Raw genomic sequence first — 14,109 nt, forward strand, 5'->3', positions numbered from 1 at the left:
CCGGCATCCCCGCCCGTCCGCGCCTTGTCGGCCGCGCGGACGACCGCAGCGGCACGGTGGTGCGGGGCCGCGACGGCCGGGCGCCGTGGCCGGTCCTACGGGCAGGACGGCTCTGTGTCTCGCGAGGGTATTCGGACCGCCGAGCCTGGGCCGAGCGGGACGCCGACCGCATTTGGGGCGACTCGAAATCCCCGATGTGGGAACCGGGAGAGAAGCCCTGTCGCACGAAGGGGGCCGGGTGGCGCGACGCACCGGCTCCCGCCCCGGAGGAGAGGCCACGATGGCGCGCGAACACGACTCCGAGCAGGCCGTCCCGAACACGCCGGGGCTGCGCCCGGACAGCGCCGGTGTCACGCGCCGCCGGCCCCTGCGGGCGCGGCACGTCGAGGAGACGGTCGAGGTCGCGGTGCCGGTGCGGACGGCGTACAACCAGTGGACGCAGTTCAAGACGTTCCCCCGGTTCTCGAGCGTGGTGCACGGCGTGGAGCAGGTCAGGCCCACCGTGACCGCCTGGACCATCGGCTACGGGCCGCTGCGCCGTCGCTTCGCGGTGGAGATCGTGGAGCAGGACCCGGACGCCTACCTGGCCTGGCGCGGCCTGGAGCAGCGCCCCTCCCACCAGGGCGAGGTTGAGTTCAGGCCGACGGAGTCGGGCGGCACGGCCATCACCGTCCGGATGCTGCTGGAGCCGCGCGGAGTCACGAGACGGCTCACCGGCTCTTCCAAGCTCGCGCAGGTGACCGCCCGGCTGGTGCGCCGCGAACTCCAGAACTTCAAGCAGTTCATCGAGGGGATGGGACAGGAGGGCGGGGCCTGGCGCGGCACCATCCGCAACGGCCGAGTACAGCACGACCACCCGGAGCCGCCGAGGAGCCGGGTGGCCCAGTGGCCCGTCGGCTGACCCGCCTACCGGACCCGGCAGGACACAGCGGCGAGCGAGTCACGGCAAGAGAAAGGCGATGCGATGCAGAACCCGCCCGGCGAGGAGCCGGAGACCACCCTCTCCGTGACACCGCCGAAGAAGTGGGCGGCCGGGGTTCCCGCGGTCGTGCACGCGCTGGAGTACTCGCTGGAGCAGACGTCCCCGCGCAAGACCGGGGTGGACCTGCTGGCCATGAACCAGGTGGGCGGGATCGACTGTCCCGGTTGCGCCTGGGCGGATCCGGCCCCGGGGCAACGCCATCGCAACGAGTACTGCGAGAACGGCGCCAAGCACATCAACGACGAGGCCACCACACGCCGGATCACCGCCGACTTCTTCCGTGAGCACAGCGTCTCCGACCTGGCCGAACGCTCCGACATGTGGCTCAACCAGCAGGGCCGCCTCACCGAGCCGATGATCAAGCGGCCGGGCTCCGACCACTACGAGCCGATCAGCTGGAACGACGCGCTGGGCGTGCTCGCCGGAGAACTCACCTCGCTGTCCTCCCCCCACGAGGCCGTCTTCTACACCTCGGGCCGGGCCGGCAACGAAGCCGCCTTCGTCCTCCAGCTCTTCGCCCGCGCCTACGGCACCAACAACCTGCCCGACTGCAGCAACATGTGCCACGAGTCCAGCGGCTTCGCCCTGAGCGAGACGCTGGGCACCGGCAAGGGCACCGTCAGTCTTGACGACCTCCACCACGCCGACCTGATCTTCCTGGTCGGGCAGAACCCCGGTACCAACCATCCGCGCCAGCTGTCCGCCCTGGAGGAGGCCAAGCGCAACGGTGCCCGGATCGTGGCGGTCAACCCGCTGCCCGAGGCCGGGCTACGACGCTTCAAGAACCCGCAGAAGCCGAGCGGGGTCATCGGGCGCGGCACCCAGATCGCCGACCGCTTCCTGCACATCAAGCCCGGCGGCGACCTCGCCCTCTTCCAGGCCCTCAACCTCCTGCTGCTGGAGGCGGAGGACGCCCGGCCCGGCACCGTCCTGGACCACGACTTCATCGAAGCGCACACGGCCGGCTTCGAGGAGTTCACGGAGCACGCGCGCAGCGTCGACTGGGACGACGTCCGCGCGGCGACCGGACTGACCCGCGAGGAGATCGAGAGGGTCCGCGACGAGGTCCTGCGCAGCGAACGCGTCATCGTCTGCTGGGCGATGGGCATCACCCAGCACAAGCACGGCGTGCCCACCATCCGGGAGATCGTCAACTTCATGCTGCTGCGCGGCAACCTGGGGCGGGCCGGTGCCGGCGTCTGCCCGGTGCGCGGGCACAGCAACGTCCAGGGCGACCGCACCATGGGCATCTGGGAGCAGATGCCGGACTCGTTCCTCGACGCGCTGCAGGAGGAGTTCGGCTTCGATCCACCGCGCCCGCACGGGCTCGACTCGGTGAACTCGATCAAGGCGATGCGTGAGGGCCGTGTCAAGGTCTTCCTGGCCCTGGCCGGCAACTTCGTGCGCGCCGCTCCCGACAGCGAGGTCACCGAGGAGGCGATGCGTTCGTGCCGGCTGACCGCCCACATCTCCACCAAGCTGAACCGGTCGCACACCGTGTGCGGTGACACGGCGCTGATCCTGCCGACGCTGGGCCGGACCGAACGGGACGTCCAGGCCGACGGTGAACAGTTCGTCACGGTGGAGAACTCCATGAGCGAGGTGCACACCTCCCAGGGCCGCCTCGAACCCGCGTCCCCGCTGCTGCTCAGCGAAGTCGCGATCCTGTGCCGACTGGCCCGCCGCACCCTCGCCGGTAAACCGGACATCCCCTGGGACCGGTTCGAAGGCGACTACGGCACGATCCGCGACCGTATCGCCCGCATCGTGCCGGGATTCCACGACTTCAACGCGCGGGTGACGCGACCGGGTGGCTTCCAGCTGCCCAACCCCGTCAACGAGGGCGAGTTCAACACGTCGGCGGGCAAGGCGTTGTTCACCCGCAACGAGCGGGTGGTCCCGCAGGCGCCCGAGGGTCACCTGCTGTTGCAGACCCTGCGCTCGCACGACCAGTGGAACACCATCCCGTACACGCTCAACGACCGCTACCGCGGCATCCACGGCAGCCGTCATGTGGTGCTCGTCAACCCGGCCGACCTCTCCGGACTCGGTCTCGCCCAGGGCGACCGCGTCGACCTGGTGAGTGTCTGGGGGGACGGCATCGAGCGCCGGGCCGAGAACTTCGAGGTCGTCTCCTACCCGACCGCACCGGGCTCCGCCGCCGCCTACTACCCGGAGACCAACGTCCTGGTGCCGCTGGACAGCGTCGCCGACATCAGTAATCAGCCCACGTCCAAGGGCCTCGTCGTACGCCTGGAGTCCCCGTCCGACCGGGCGACTCCCACCACTGCCTGAGAGGAGGCCGAGCAGGGGGGCGGCCTACGCGTCCGCCGGGCGGGTGAACCCGTAGGCGCGCTCGACCTTGGCCACGTGCAGCGAGAACGAGGCGTACCAGTGCTCGCGTCCGTACGCACGGGCCAGGGTGTGCTCCGCGTGATTGCGCCAGGCGGCGATGGAGGCCTCGTCCCTCCAGTACGACACCGTGATCCCCAGGCCGTTCGCGCCGCGAGCGGCATCGACGCCGAGGAATCCCGGCTGGTCGGCGGCGAGTGCGAACAACCGCTCGTCCGTCTCGGCATAGCCGTTGTCGCCGTCGGTGCGCACGGCGGTGAACACCACGGCGTAGTAGGGCGGGTCGGGCAGCGACGCGGGCGCGGGAGTGGGCAAGGCGGTCCTCCGACGGACGACACCGGCAGTTTCACCTGAAACGATCTCGCGCCCCAGGCCGAACTCACCACCCTCCTGTGCTGCGGTTGAACCGTGCCCCCAGGAGCCACGATCGGCCGAATGCCGTCTGTCCAGGGATCGGTGAAGGCCAATAGCGTGTGCGACCGTCGCGTTCTGGGGGGTCTCGTGAACGGTCTCCGTGCGTTCGTCGTCTGCCTTGTGATCGCGTGTGCCGCGGTGGTGTCCCCCGCTGCGGCCGTGACACCCGAAGCGGCCGTGACACCGAGCTGGTCGGCGCTCCCGGTGCCGCCGGCCACCCCGCCCGTGACCGTGTCCGACCTCGCCGCCCGCGGGCCGGGTGAGGCGTGGGCGACCGGGTACGAGCAGGCCGCCGACGAACTGCGGCCGATGCTGTACCGCTGGGACGGCACGGCGTGGAGCCGGGACACCACCTTCCCCGGCTCCACCGAACCGGGCTGGCTGGGCAAGGTGCAGTTCGTCGGCGCGGAGGTGTGGATCCTCCACAACCGCGCGGGCGAGGGCGAGATCCTGCGCCGGCCGGCGGGAGGGTGGAGTAGCGTCCCGCTGCCGCAGACCCTGTGGACCTACCAGGACTTCACCGCCGTACCCGGGGCCGCGTGGGTGGTCGGTGAGGACGGCACCGGGCTGAAGGTGTTGCGCTACGACGGTTCCCGCTGGACCGCGCAGGCCGTCCCGGAGGGGGTGCTGTACCTGATGGGGATCGCCGCGCGTACCGCCGACGACGCCTGGGCCTGGGCCGACACCGACAGCGGGACGGCTGTGCTGCGCTGGGACGGCACGGCGTGGCGGGACGCGAAGGTGCCGCTGCCGCCCGACAGCAACGTGCACACCCTGCTGATCGAACCGGCCGGCCGGGTCACGATCGGCGGCAGCCAGTACACCGACGGCGTGGCCCGCACCTACCTGATGACCTTCAACGGGCACGCCTGGCGCACCACTTACCCGCCCCTGGGCGACACCTACACCGAGGGCATGGTGCGCGGCCCGGACGGCGCGCTGTGGCTGCCGGTGCGCAGCGACCGCGCGTTCCGGTCGAAGTACGCGCGCGTGGACGGCCCGCGCACCACCTTCTCCTACGGCCCGGAGCGCACGAACGCGATCGACGTGAAACCGCGTGCGCTGGCGAGGGCCGGGGCAGCGCTGCTGTCCTTCGGCACGGTCGAGGTCTACGGCTCCAAACCGAACCTGATGAGTGAGCGGCTGGGAGGCTGACCATGGCACGCAGACTTCACGTCGCGGCCCTCGCCGTCGTCATGACCCTCATCACGGTCATGAGCTCGGCCGCGGCGGAACCCCCGTCCTGGCGACACGTTCCCGTCCCGGCCCAGGTACGCCCGCAGGCCGCGCTGAACGAGGCCGTGGCGTTCGGCCCGGACCAGGCGTGGGCGGTGGGCGCCGACGCCGTGGGCCGCGAGGCACCGGGCTTCCCGCTGGTGCTGCGCTGGGACGGAACCGCGTGGCAGCGCCAGAGCCTGGCCGGGATCGGCTGGCAGGGTGAGCTCCTGTCCATCGCCGCGACATCGCCGACCGCGGTGTGGGCGGTGGGCCGCGACGCGGCGGGCGGCACCCGTCTGCTCCACTTCGACGGCACCGCCTGGTCCGAGAGCCGGCCACCGCCCGGTGTGTCGCTGACCGAAGTCGTCGCCGGCGGCGGTGAGACCTGGCTGATCGGTTCGCGGGACGGCGCCCAGGTGCTGCTGCGCCGGGACGGGCAGGCCTGGCAGGACGTGCCCGTGCCGCCGGGCTCGGTGTACGGCCTGGACGTCAAAGCGGCCGACGACGTCTGGGCCGCCGGCGCCACCGACGCGGGTGCGGCCGTGTCCCATTGGAACGGGCAGGCGTGGCAGCAGACGATCGTGGACGGCTTTCCGCGGTCGGCCGTGGGCAGTGTGCTGGCGGTCTCGCCGACCGAGGTGTGGGCGGGCGGCACGGCCGGGTTCGTCGGCGGCCCGCCCGGCCGGCCGATTCCGCCGCTGCTGGTCCGCTTCGACGGGCAGACGTGGAACCGGGTGAGCGTGCCCACCGACTTCGGCTCGATCAGTTCACTGGCTGCCTCCACCTCCGGTGGACTGGCCTGGGTCTCGGTGTCCCGCTCGCAGAAGTGGGGGCCGCCGGGCAGCACTCCGCCCCTGGTGTCCGGGCCTGACTTCCTCGCCTGGAACGGACAGTCGTTCAGCGAGTACGGCGAACCGGCGGTGGCCGGAGAGGGGGATTCCCGGACGCTACGGCTGGCGCCGGTGCCGGGCACGGAGACGGTGTGGTCGGTCGGCCGCGCCGACGGCCCCGAAGGCACCTTCGCCCCGCGTATTCTGCGCTTCGGCTGAGAAGCGGAAAGCCATTCAGACTTCCCCGGATGGCTCCGCGCATGCGCGGCTTCCCTCAATCGAGAGACATACGGCACACCCACCTAACAACTCGGCCCGACGGGGTAAGCGAGTTCGGGTAAGGGCGGTCGGACGCCTTGCTGCCGTCTGACGACAAAAGCCAGGGAAGCGACACGTAACCGTGTCGGACGTATGGGGAAGGACCTGGAATGCTCCGGTGGGCGGGGACCACTCCGTGTGCTGGTCACCCATGTCGAAAGGTGACGAAGCCGCCGAGGGCGCGAGTGGCGGTTCAGGCGGTCCGGCTGCCGGAGCCCGCCGCGTCGTCGTGTGTCTGTGTGGCCGCGGCGGCGCAGAACGCCTCCAGCCCTTCCAGCAGCGCGATCCGCTTGACGTCAGGCATGTCCGCCAGCACGGTCTGCAACTCCCTCTCCCTGCGGCCGCGCAGGTCGACGAGGAAGGCGCGGCCCCGGCCGCTGAGATGCAGCCGCACCTCACGTCTGTTCTCCTCGCTCACGACCCGCTCGACGAACCCGGCCGCCACCAGCCGGTCGCACAGCCGACTGGTGGACGGCGGGGTCGAGGCGAGAAACTCGGCGAGGGTACGCAGGTTGATGCCGTCGTGGTGCTCGAGGATATGCAGCACCCGCAGCTGCGACGCGGACGTGGGCGCGGTCGAGGCCCGGCCCCACACGACCTCCAGCAGCTCGACGGCCGTCGTGGTCACCCGTGCGACCTCATCAGGCTCTGAGCGGCGGCGGAAGGCAGTCACGATCACACTCTCGCAGGCACTGGGGTGTCTGCCAGCGTACTAGGCGAGCGAGCTGACCACACGGGACCGGGATGGTCGAAGCGATCCGGCCTCGTGAGCGAGACCCGTACGTCGTCCGGTGAAGGACAGGTGTTTTTCCATCATGAAGAGATTTCTGGCCGTTGAACGCGCTCTGCGCACAGCGGCCCCCCACCAGTTGCTCGACGCCATCCGCGCCGTACTGATCGAGCAGTACGGCGCGGAGGACGTCGAGCTGTTCATGGCCGACTACAGCCTGAGCGTGCTCCAGCCGGTGTCGGTGCTGCCGCACACGCTGGAGCCGGTGTCGGTGCACAACAGTCCGGCCGGCCGGGCCTTCGGTTCGCAGCAGCCGTACCGGGAGGACGGGCGCAACGGGCGAACGCGTCTGCATCTGCCGGTCAGTGTGCGCGGCGACCGGCTCGGTGTGCTGTCCGTCACCCTGTCCGGCCGCGACGCCACGCAGCAGTGGGAGTCCGAACTGGCCGACATCGCCGACGTACTGGGGCACGAACTGGTCGTGGCCGAGCGCGACACCGACCTGTACCTCCAGGCACGGCGCAAGGACCGGCTGACCCTGGCCGCCGAGATGCAGTGGCAACTGCTGCCCGGCCGCGCCTGCTCCCGTCCCGAGTACGAACTCGGAGCCCAGCTGGAGCCCGCCTACGCCATCTTCGGCGACAACTTCGACTGGTCCGCCACCGCCGACCACCTGATGCTGTACGTCACCAACGGCATGGGCGAGGGCATAGAGGCGTCCCTGCTGACGAACCTGGCCATCAACGCGCTGCGCAACGCCCGGCGCGCCGGACTGTCCATCGCCGACCAGGCGGCCCTGGCCGACCAGGCCGTCTACGCCCACTACCGGGGGCACAGCTATCTGTCCGTCCTGATGTTCGACTTCGACCTGGCCACCGGTCGGGCGAGCGTCGTGGACGCGGGCTCCCCCCAGCTGCTGCGGCTGCGCGGCGGCACCGTGGAACGTGTCGACTTCGACGCCCAGCTCCCGCTGGGCATGTTCGAGGAAACCGACTACGTCGCGCAGGACTTCTACGCCGAACCCGGTGACCGGCTCGTCTTCGTCAGTGACGGAGTGCATGCCGTGGCCTCCCCCAGGGGCGAGGCCTACGGGGAGGCGGCTCTCGTCCGGGCCGTCCACTCCACCCGCCTGCTGCCCGCCGCCGAGGCGCCGCGCGCCGTCCTGCGGGAGCTGACCGGCCACCGCGGTGAGGCCATCCCGGACGACGACGCGCTGATCGTGTGTGTGGACTGGCACGGCAGGCCGCAGTCCGACGGACCGACCAGCCTGTCCGCCGGCGGTGGGGGCATGTTGTTCCCCACTCGCACTCACGTTAACGTTTGCCATGCGGCAATAATTGCCACATGGCCTGACCGCTCGGCGGGCCGAACGGCCTCGCAGGCAGGGATGAGGATGCAGGTGGCGGAGCACGACACGGCCCCCCGGACGGCGAAGGAGTTGGGCGCCTTTCTGGAGCGGCGTCGTGAGCAGATCGCCCAGCGCTGGGCGGACGCCGCCCTGTTCCGTACGGTCTTCACCGTCTCACGGGACGAGGCGGTCGAAGCGTGCAAGGCCGTCGTGGACGCCCTGGCCGACGTGGCCCGCTCCGGACGGCTGGAGGATGTCGACGCGCCCGGCTTCGACACCGTGCGGGACCAGCTCGGCCGGATGGCCGCAGCCCGGGGCCGGAGCGGCTCCACGCCGGTACAGATCGCCGGCGAGGTCGCGGGGCTGCGCGAACCGGTGACCGCACTGCTGCGGGCCGAGTTCCAGGACGCCGCCGACGACGTGCGGGGCGACGCGTGCGCGCAGGCACTGGCGGTCCTGATGGCCACGCTCCGCCTGGTGATCATGGAGACGACGGTGAGCGCGGGCGAGCAGCTCATCGCCCGGCAGCGCCAGCAGCTGCTGGAGGTGGCCACCCCGGTCATCAAGCTGTGGGACGGCGTGGTCGCCGTACCGCTGATAGGGACCCTGGACAGCGCCCGCAGCCAGGTCGTGATGGAGAGCCTGCTGGAGGCCATCGTGGACCAGCGGGCCGCGTACGCGATCCTCGACATCACCGGTGTCCCGACCGTGGACTCGCTCGTGGCCCAGCACCTGATGAAGACCGTGGCCGCGGCCCGGCTGATGGGCGCGGAGTGCATCGTCTCCGGGATCCGTCCCGCCATCGCGCAGACCATCGTCCACCTGGGCATCGACCTCGGGTCGATCATCACCCGGGCCGGTCTCGCCGACGCGTTGGCCTACGCGCTCACCCGGCAGGGCATCGTCGTCTCCCCACGCCCGGTGACGGCAGCGAGTCCGCGGTGACCGGCGTCGTCGCCACGCACCGCGGCCCGGGCCCGGTGCCGGTGCCGGTGCCGGTACTGGCGCTGGGAGACGTCCTGCTGGTCACCCTGCAGGGAGAACTGCACGACGAGGCGGCCGAACAGCTCCAGCACGACATCTCCGAACGGATCGCGTCCAGTCCGACACCGGTGAACGGTGTCGTGATCGACATCTCCGGGGTGGAGATCGTCGACTCCTTCCTCGGCCGCGTACTGGCCGAGATCGCCGCGAGCGCACGCCTGCTCGCCGCACGGACCGTGCTGGCCGGCATGCGTCCGGCCGTGGCCATCACCCTCGTCGAGATGGGGCTCACCCTGCCCGGCCTGCTGACCGCCCTGAACGTCGAGAAGGCCCTGGCCCTGCTGGGCCGCGCCTCCTGGGCAGCTCCGACGGCACACCCGGGAGAGGGTGCATGATGCATGCCCCCATCGCCTCGACCACGCGTCTGCCCATCGGCTCGGACGCCGACCTGGCCTGGGTACGACAGCAGGTGCGCCAGACCGCGGCCGACCTCGGCTTCAACCTCGTCCAGCAGACGAAGCTGGTGACCGCCGCCAGCGAACTGGCCCGCAACGCCCTCGTCCACGGAGGCGGCGGGCACATGGAGATGACGGTGCTGACAGACAGCGCCCACCGCGGACTGCGGCTGTCCTTCGTCGACGCGGGCCCCGGCATCCGGGACGTCGAGCTCGCCATGACCGACGGGTACACCAGCGGAAACGGCCTGGGCATGGGGCTGAGCGGGGCCAGGCGGCTGGTCAGGGAGTTCGTTCTCGACAGCCGCCCCGGCCAGGGCACCACCGTCACGATCGCCGACTGGGTCTCCGGCCTGCCCGCGCCACGCACAGGTGCCCCTTGAGCAGGGTGTGGGACATCCCGGTCCAGGACAGCACCCGCGTCCGGGACGTACGCGTCGCCGCCGAGGCCGCCTGCGCCCGGGCGGGGCTGGACGCGCACGCCACGGCGGTCGCGGCGCTGGTGGCCACCGAGCTGGGCACCAACCTCGTCAAGCACGCCGGGGGCGGCCGCATTGTCATCAACCTGGCCGCCCCCTCCGACACGCTCGCCGAGGACGTGCCCTGCGTGCAGATCGCCTCGCTCGATCACGGACCGGGCATCGACGACGTTCCCGCGGCGATGCGGGACGGCCACAGCACCGCCTCTTCCTCCCTCGGTGCGGGCCTGGGCACCTGCCGGCGCATATCCAGCGAGTTCGACCTGTACAGCAGACCGGGTCAGGGCACCGTCGCGGTGGCACGCATCACCCCCGCGCGGGCACCCGGCGGTCCACGCCGCCGGGAGGTGCGGTCGCGTACGGCCACCCGGGCCGGGGGAATCACCACATCCCTCGCCCTGGCCGAGCACTCCGGAGACGCCTTCGGCCAGGTGCGTTCCGGCCCCCGCGTCACGCTGATGCTGGTGGACGGGCTCGGCCACGGGGACAAGGCAGCCGACGCGTCCACGGCCGCCGTGGAAGAACTGCGCCGGTGTGCCGAGCTGCCGCCGGCCGAGATCCTGCGGCAGCTGCACTCCGCACTGCGGGCCACGCGAGGCGCGGCCGTCGGCGTCGCGCAGCTGGACGAGGACGCCGGCCGGCTGACGTTCGCCGGTGTCGGCAACATCGGCGCCAGGCTGCGCACCGGTGGTGCGTGGCACCCCCTCATCTCCCACCCGGGCATCGTCGGCGCCCACTTCCCCGCCACCGTGCCCCTGCGCGAGGCGGCCTGGACGCCGGACAGTCTGCTCGTCCTGCACAGCGACGGGCTCCCCAGCCGCTGGGTACCGCCCGGCGACCCCCGACTCGGCGCCCACGACCCGGCCGTGGTCGCCGCGGTCGTCCTGCGGGACGCCGGCAGCGCCGCCCGGCCCCTGCGCGACGACGCCAGTGTGGCCGTACTGGCCCCTGACCCCCGGACGGACCCGTATGACCGCACCCCATGACGTCTGGAAGATCGCGTCGGTCGCCGACGCCGCCCGGGCCCGCGCCGGCGCCGACCGCATCGCCACGGACGGCGGGGCGCCGGCACTGGAACGGGCCCGCTTCCTGACGGCGCTGACGGCACGACTGCGCAGCTGCCTCAGCCTGGGCGGTGAGTGGGAACTGCGGCTCCACGTCCGGCAGTTCGCCACCGGACAGGCCGGCCGGCTCGAGGCGTCGTTGAGGCCGACCGGCGATCACGAGCCGGGCCCCCAGGACGGGACTCCCCCACTCACCTGTCCCCTGCCTCAGCGGCCCGTCCGGCAAAGCCGCCGTGTCGCCACCTCGCTGCCGCAGGCCCTGCTGCGCGCCGACGAGAACACCGCGGCGGTGCTGAGCCTCCTCGACGAGCAGGAGAACCTGGTCCGGCTGCACCGGGAGGAACTGCACCACACCAACCAGGGCGTCCTGGCACTCCACGCCGACCTGGAGGCCGCGGCCCGCGCCCAGCGCGAACTCCTCGAAGCCGAGCGGACCGCCCGCACCGAGGCGGAACGGGCCCGGCGGCTGCTGACCTTCCTCGCTGACGCCAGCGCCGCCATCACGTCCTCCCTCAGCCACACCGCCATCCTGCGCCGCCTCTCCGACATGCTGGTGCCGGAGTACGCGGAGCATCTCGACGTCTGGCTCTTCGACGAGGAGGAGTACGAGGAGCACGACGACGAGCGCGCGCACCGCGTCCGGGAGCACTCGGCGGCCGCCGTGGCCGCCGCCCGCACGGGTCGTCCCCAGCACGCCGCCGCACACCCCGGCGCCCTCCCCGGCGTCGACGACCTCCCGCCCTCCGCCCTGTCCCCCGAGCGGCCGCTGCTGGCCATCCCCCTCGTCGCACAGCGCCTGCTGGGCGTCCTCACCCTCACCGCCCCCGGCCCCCGTCTCGACGAGGACACCTCCGTGATGCTGGTCGAGCTCGCCCGCCGCGTCGGCGTCGCCCTGGACCACGCCCACCGCTACCGGCAGTCCCGCAACACCGCCGAAGCCCTGCAGCGCGCCCAGCTCACCGACCTGCCCACCCCACCGGGACTCCTGCTCGCCGCGCGCTACCTTCCCGCCACCTGGGGCATGAACATCGGCGGCGACTGGTACGACGCCTTCCTCCAGCCCGACGGCAGCGTGCTGGCCGTCATCGGCGACGTCACCGGCCACGGACTGCACGCCGCTGTCGTCATGGGCCAGTTGCGCACGGCCCTGCGCGCCTACGCCGTCGAGAACGCCACCCCCGGCGAGATCCTCACGCGGCTGCACCGCATGCTCGGCCACCTGCAGCCGGACCTGTACGCCACCGCGCTGATCGCCCGCTTCCGGCCCGGCGAACCGGAGGTGCTCTGGGCCTCGGCAGGCCACCCGCCCGCCGTCGTGCGCGCCGCCGACGGCACCGCACGGGTCCTGGACGCCAAACCCGGCGTGATGCTGGGCATTCCGCTGCCCTACGTGTACACGGACCAACGGGCCGAGCTGCCCCCCGGTTCGTCCCTGGTGCTGTACACCGACGGGCTGGTCGAACGCCGGGGCCAGGGCATCGACCCCGGCATCGGGCGTCTCGGCCGCGCACTGGAGGCGCTGAACACCGCCGAACTGGAACAGGACCTGGACGCCGCCGCGGACGCCCTCCTCAAGCCCCTGCTGTACGACTCCGAACGGGACGACGACGTCTGCCTGCTGCTGTGCCACACCGTGCCCCCCACGGTGCGGGAACGGCCCCGGAAGGCGGACCGATCCCCCACTGACTCCGAACCGCCTGACAGCCTGCCCGCGCGCGGTAGCGTGAAGGACACAAGGCGAGAGGGTGGATTGCGTGAAAGTCTCTGAACCACAGCCGTCCGCGGAAGCCCAACTGCGCGCGGCCGCGCCCCACGCGCTGGTCGCCACCGCCCGCCGACTGCTCGCCGAACGGGTGGGCGCCCAGGCAGTGACGCTCCTCCTCGCCGACTACGGCCTGGCCGTCCTGCAACCGGTGACGCACCTGCCGCACACCGACGCGCCGGTCTCCGCCCATGAGGGGCCCGCGGGCAGCGCCTTCCTCACCCAGAAGCCGGTGCTCGAAGTCCTCCACGATCCGGCCGGCCACCAGGCGCATCTGCCCATCACCGTGCGTGGCGACCGGCTCGGCGTCCTGTCCGTACATCTGCCCCCGGGCGCCGTCGACCCGCACACCGTGCTCCAGCTCGGCGACTTCGCCACGGCACTCGGGCACGAGGTCACCACCGCCGGCCGCGACGCCGACCTCTACCTCCAGGCCCGCCGCACGCGTCGCATGACCCTCGCCGCCGAGATGCAGTGGCAGCTCCTGCCCGGCCGAGGCTGCGCCCGCGAGGAGTACGTCATCGGCGCCCACCTCGAACCCGCCTACGCCATCGGCGGCGACACCTTCGACTGGTCCACCAGTGCCGACCACCTCGTCCTCGCCATCACCGACGGAATGGGACAGGGCATCGACGCCGCCCTGCTCGCCGGTCTCACGACGGGCGCCCTGCGCAACGCCCGCCGCGCCGGCATATCCCTCGCCGACCAGGCATGCCTAGCCGACCAGGCCGTCTACGCCCAGTACGGCGGCAAGGCGTACGCCTCCACACTGCTGCTGCGCTTCGAGCTGGCCACGGGCGTCGTGCACGCCGTCGACGCGGGCTCCCCGCAGCTGTTCCAGCAGCGCGGCGGCCGCACCGAGCGGGTCGAACTGGAGGCGCAGATGCCGCTCGGCATGTTCGAGGAGACCCAGTACGCGGAGCAGACCTTCCAGGTCGAGCCCGGCGACCGTCTCATCGCCGTCAGCACGGGCGTGCACGACACTCGCTCCGCGACGGGCGACCTGTTCGGCGAGCGGGTCCTGCGCCAGATCCTCGGCGCCACCCGTTCCGCACCGCCGCACGAGACGGCACGCGCGGTCATCGCCGGACTGTTCGAGCACTACGGCAGCAAGGAACTGCTGTCCGACGCCGCCGTGGTCTGTCTCGACTGGAACGGCCGCCGGGGCTGACC

Annotated in this window: 12 protein-coding genes and 1 pseudogene; 11 read left to right on the top strand and 2 right to left on the bottom strand. The window is 71.9% G+C overall.

The features are described 5' to 3' along the window. Positions 1-280 precede the first annotated feature (280 nt). Both ABZT02_RS11970 and ABZT02_RS11975 read left to right on the top strand, forming a co-directional pair. A complete protein-coding gene (locus ABZT02_RS11970; protein ID WP_356016745.1) occupies positions 281-901 on the top strand; it encodes an SRPBCC family protein in 621 nt (206 codons plus the stop codon). 63 nt (positions 902-964) lie between these two features. Then, positions 965-3,277 carry an FdhF/YdeP family oxidoreductase gene (locus ABZT02_RS11975; protein ID WP_356016747.1) on the top strand — a complete coding sequence of 771 codons (2,313 nt, stop codon included), beginning with the start codon at positions 965-967 and terminating at the stop codon, positions 3,275-3,277. Positions 3,278-3,301: 24 nt separating this feature from the next. On the opposite strand, the gene ABZT02_RS11980 is transcribed toward ABZT02_RS11975, so the two are convergent. Continuing rightward, positions 3,302-3,649, bottom strand: a complete 348-nt coding sequence (locus ABZT02_RS11980; protein ID WP_356016749.1) for an antibiotic biosynthesis monooxygenase — start codon at positions 3,647-3,649, stop codon at positions 3,302-3,304. A 186-nt stretch (positions 3,650-3,835) separates the two neighbouring features. Here ABZT02_RS11980 and ABZT02_RS11985 point away from each other — a divergent pair, with 186 nt between their 5' ends. Together ABZT02_RS11985 and ABZT02_RS11990 are read left to right on the top strand one after the other, a co-directional pair. Beyond that, the gene (locus ABZT02_RS11985; RefSeq protein ID WP_356016751.1) at positions 3,836-4,903 is read left to right on the top strand and encodes a hypothetical protein; all 1,068 of its coding nucleotides are present in this window, start codon (positions 3,836-3,838) and stop codon (positions 4,901-4,903) included. Positions 4,904-4,905: 2 nt separating this feature from the next. Then, on the top strand, positions 4,906-6,015 hold the full coding sequence (locus ABZT02_RS11990; protein ID WP_356016753.1) for a hypothetical protein: 1,110 nt from the start codon (positions 4,906-4,908) through the stop codon (positions 6,013-6,015). 292 nt (positions 6,016-6,307) lie between these two features. On the opposite strand, the gene ABZT02_RS11995 is transcribed toward ABZT02_RS11990, so the two are convergent. Next, the gene (locus ABZT02_RS11995) at positions 6,308-6,742 is read right to left on the bottom strand and encodes a MarR family transcriptional regulator (RefSeq protein WP_356016755.1); all 435 of its coding nucleotides are present in this window, start codon (positions 6,740-6,742) and stop codon (positions 6,308-6,310) included. Positions 6,743-6,929: 187 nt separating this feature from the next. On the opposite strand from ABZT02_RS11995, the pseudogene ABZT02_RS12000 reads away from it, so the two are divergent. From ABZT02_RS12000 to ABZT02_RS12030, 7 genes and pseudogenes are all read left to right on the top strand, one after another. Next, positions 6,930-8,090 (top strand): annotated as a pseudogene (locus ABZT02_RS12000) (PP2C family protein-serine/threonine phosphatase); the annotation flags it as partial. Positions 8,091-8,237: 147 nt separating this feature from the next. Then, positions 8,238-9,137: an STAS domain-containing protein gene (locus ABZT02_RS12005; RefSeq protein WP_356017123.1), complete on the top strand. Its 900-nt coding sequence runs from the start codon at positions 8,238-8,240 to the stop codon at positions 9,135-9,137. Beyond that, complete coding sequence (locus tag ABZT02_RS12010; RefSeq protein ID WP_356016757.1) at positions 9,134-9,571, top strand: STAS domain-containing protein; 438 nt, start codon at positions 9,134-9,136, stop codon at positions 9,569-9,571. Before ABZT02_RS12005 ends, ABZT02_RS12010 begins: the two co-directional genes overlap by 4 nt. Beyond that, entirely contained in the window at positions 9,571-10,014 is a 444-nt protein-coding gene (locus ABZT02_RS12015; protein ID WP_356017125.1) for an anti-sigma regulatory factor, read from the top strand. Before ABZT02_RS12010 ends, ABZT02_RS12015 begins: the two co-directional genes overlap by 1 nt. Then, positions 10,011-11,096 (top strand): SpoIIE family protein phosphatase, encoded by a 1,086-nt coding sequence (locus ABZT02_RS12020; protein WP_356016759.1) that lies wholly within the window; start codon positions 10,011-10,013, stop codon positions 11,094-11,096. Before ABZT02_RS12015 ends, ABZT02_RS12020 begins: the two co-directional genes overlap by 4 nt. Then, positions 11,080-12,942 (top strand): GAF domain-containing SpoIIE family protein phosphatase, encoded by a 1,863-nt coding sequence (locus ABZT02_RS12025; RefSeq protein ID WP_356016761.1) that lies wholly within the window; start codon positions 11,080-11,082, stop codon positions 12,940-12,942. The genes ABZT02_RS12020 and ABZT02_RS12025 overlap by 17 nt, the downstream gene beginning before the upstream one ends. Then, positions 12,920-14,107 (top strand): GAF domain-containing SpoIIE family protein phosphatase, encoded by a 1,188-nt coding sequence (locus ABZT02_RS12030; RefSeq protein WP_356016763.1) that lies wholly within the window; start codon positions 12,920-12,922, stop codon positions 14,105-14,107. The genes ABZT02_RS12025 and ABZT02_RS12030 overlap by 23 nt, the downstream gene beginning before the upstream one ends. The last annotated feature ends 2 nt before the right edge of the window (positions 14,108-14,109 follow it).

This window comes from Streptomyces sp. NPDC005402 (assembly GCF_040606575.1).
In the GTDB taxonomy this organism is placed as follows: domain Bacteria; phylum Actinomycetota; class Actinomycetes; order Streptomycetales; family Streptomycetaceae; genus Streptomyces.

Coding starts and splice junctions, on each gene's coding strand:
- ABZT02_RS11970 (WP_356016745.1), top strand. CDS start 281: ATGGCGCGCGAACACGACTCCGAGCAGGCCGTCCCGAACACGCCGGGG.
- ABZT02_RS11975 (WP_356016747.1), top strand. CDS start 965: ATGCAGAACCCGCCCGGCGAGGAGCCGGAGACCACCCTCTCCGTGACA.
- ABZT02_RS11990 (WP_356016753.1), top strand. CDS start 4,906: ATGGCACGCAGACTTCACGTCGCGGCCCTCGCCGTCGTCATGACCCTC.
- ABZT02_RS12005 (WP_356017123.1), top strand. CDS start 8,238: ATGCAGGTGGCGGAGCACGACACGGCCCCCCGGACGGCGAAGGAGTTG.
- ABZT02_RS12015 (WP_356017125.1), top strand. CDS start 9,571: ATGCATGCCCCCATCGCCTCGACCACGCGTCTGCCCATCGGCTCGGAC.
- ABZT02_RS12025 (WP_356016761.1), top strand. CDS start 11,080: ATGACCGCACCCCATGACGTCTGGAAGATCGCGTCGGTCGCCGACGCC.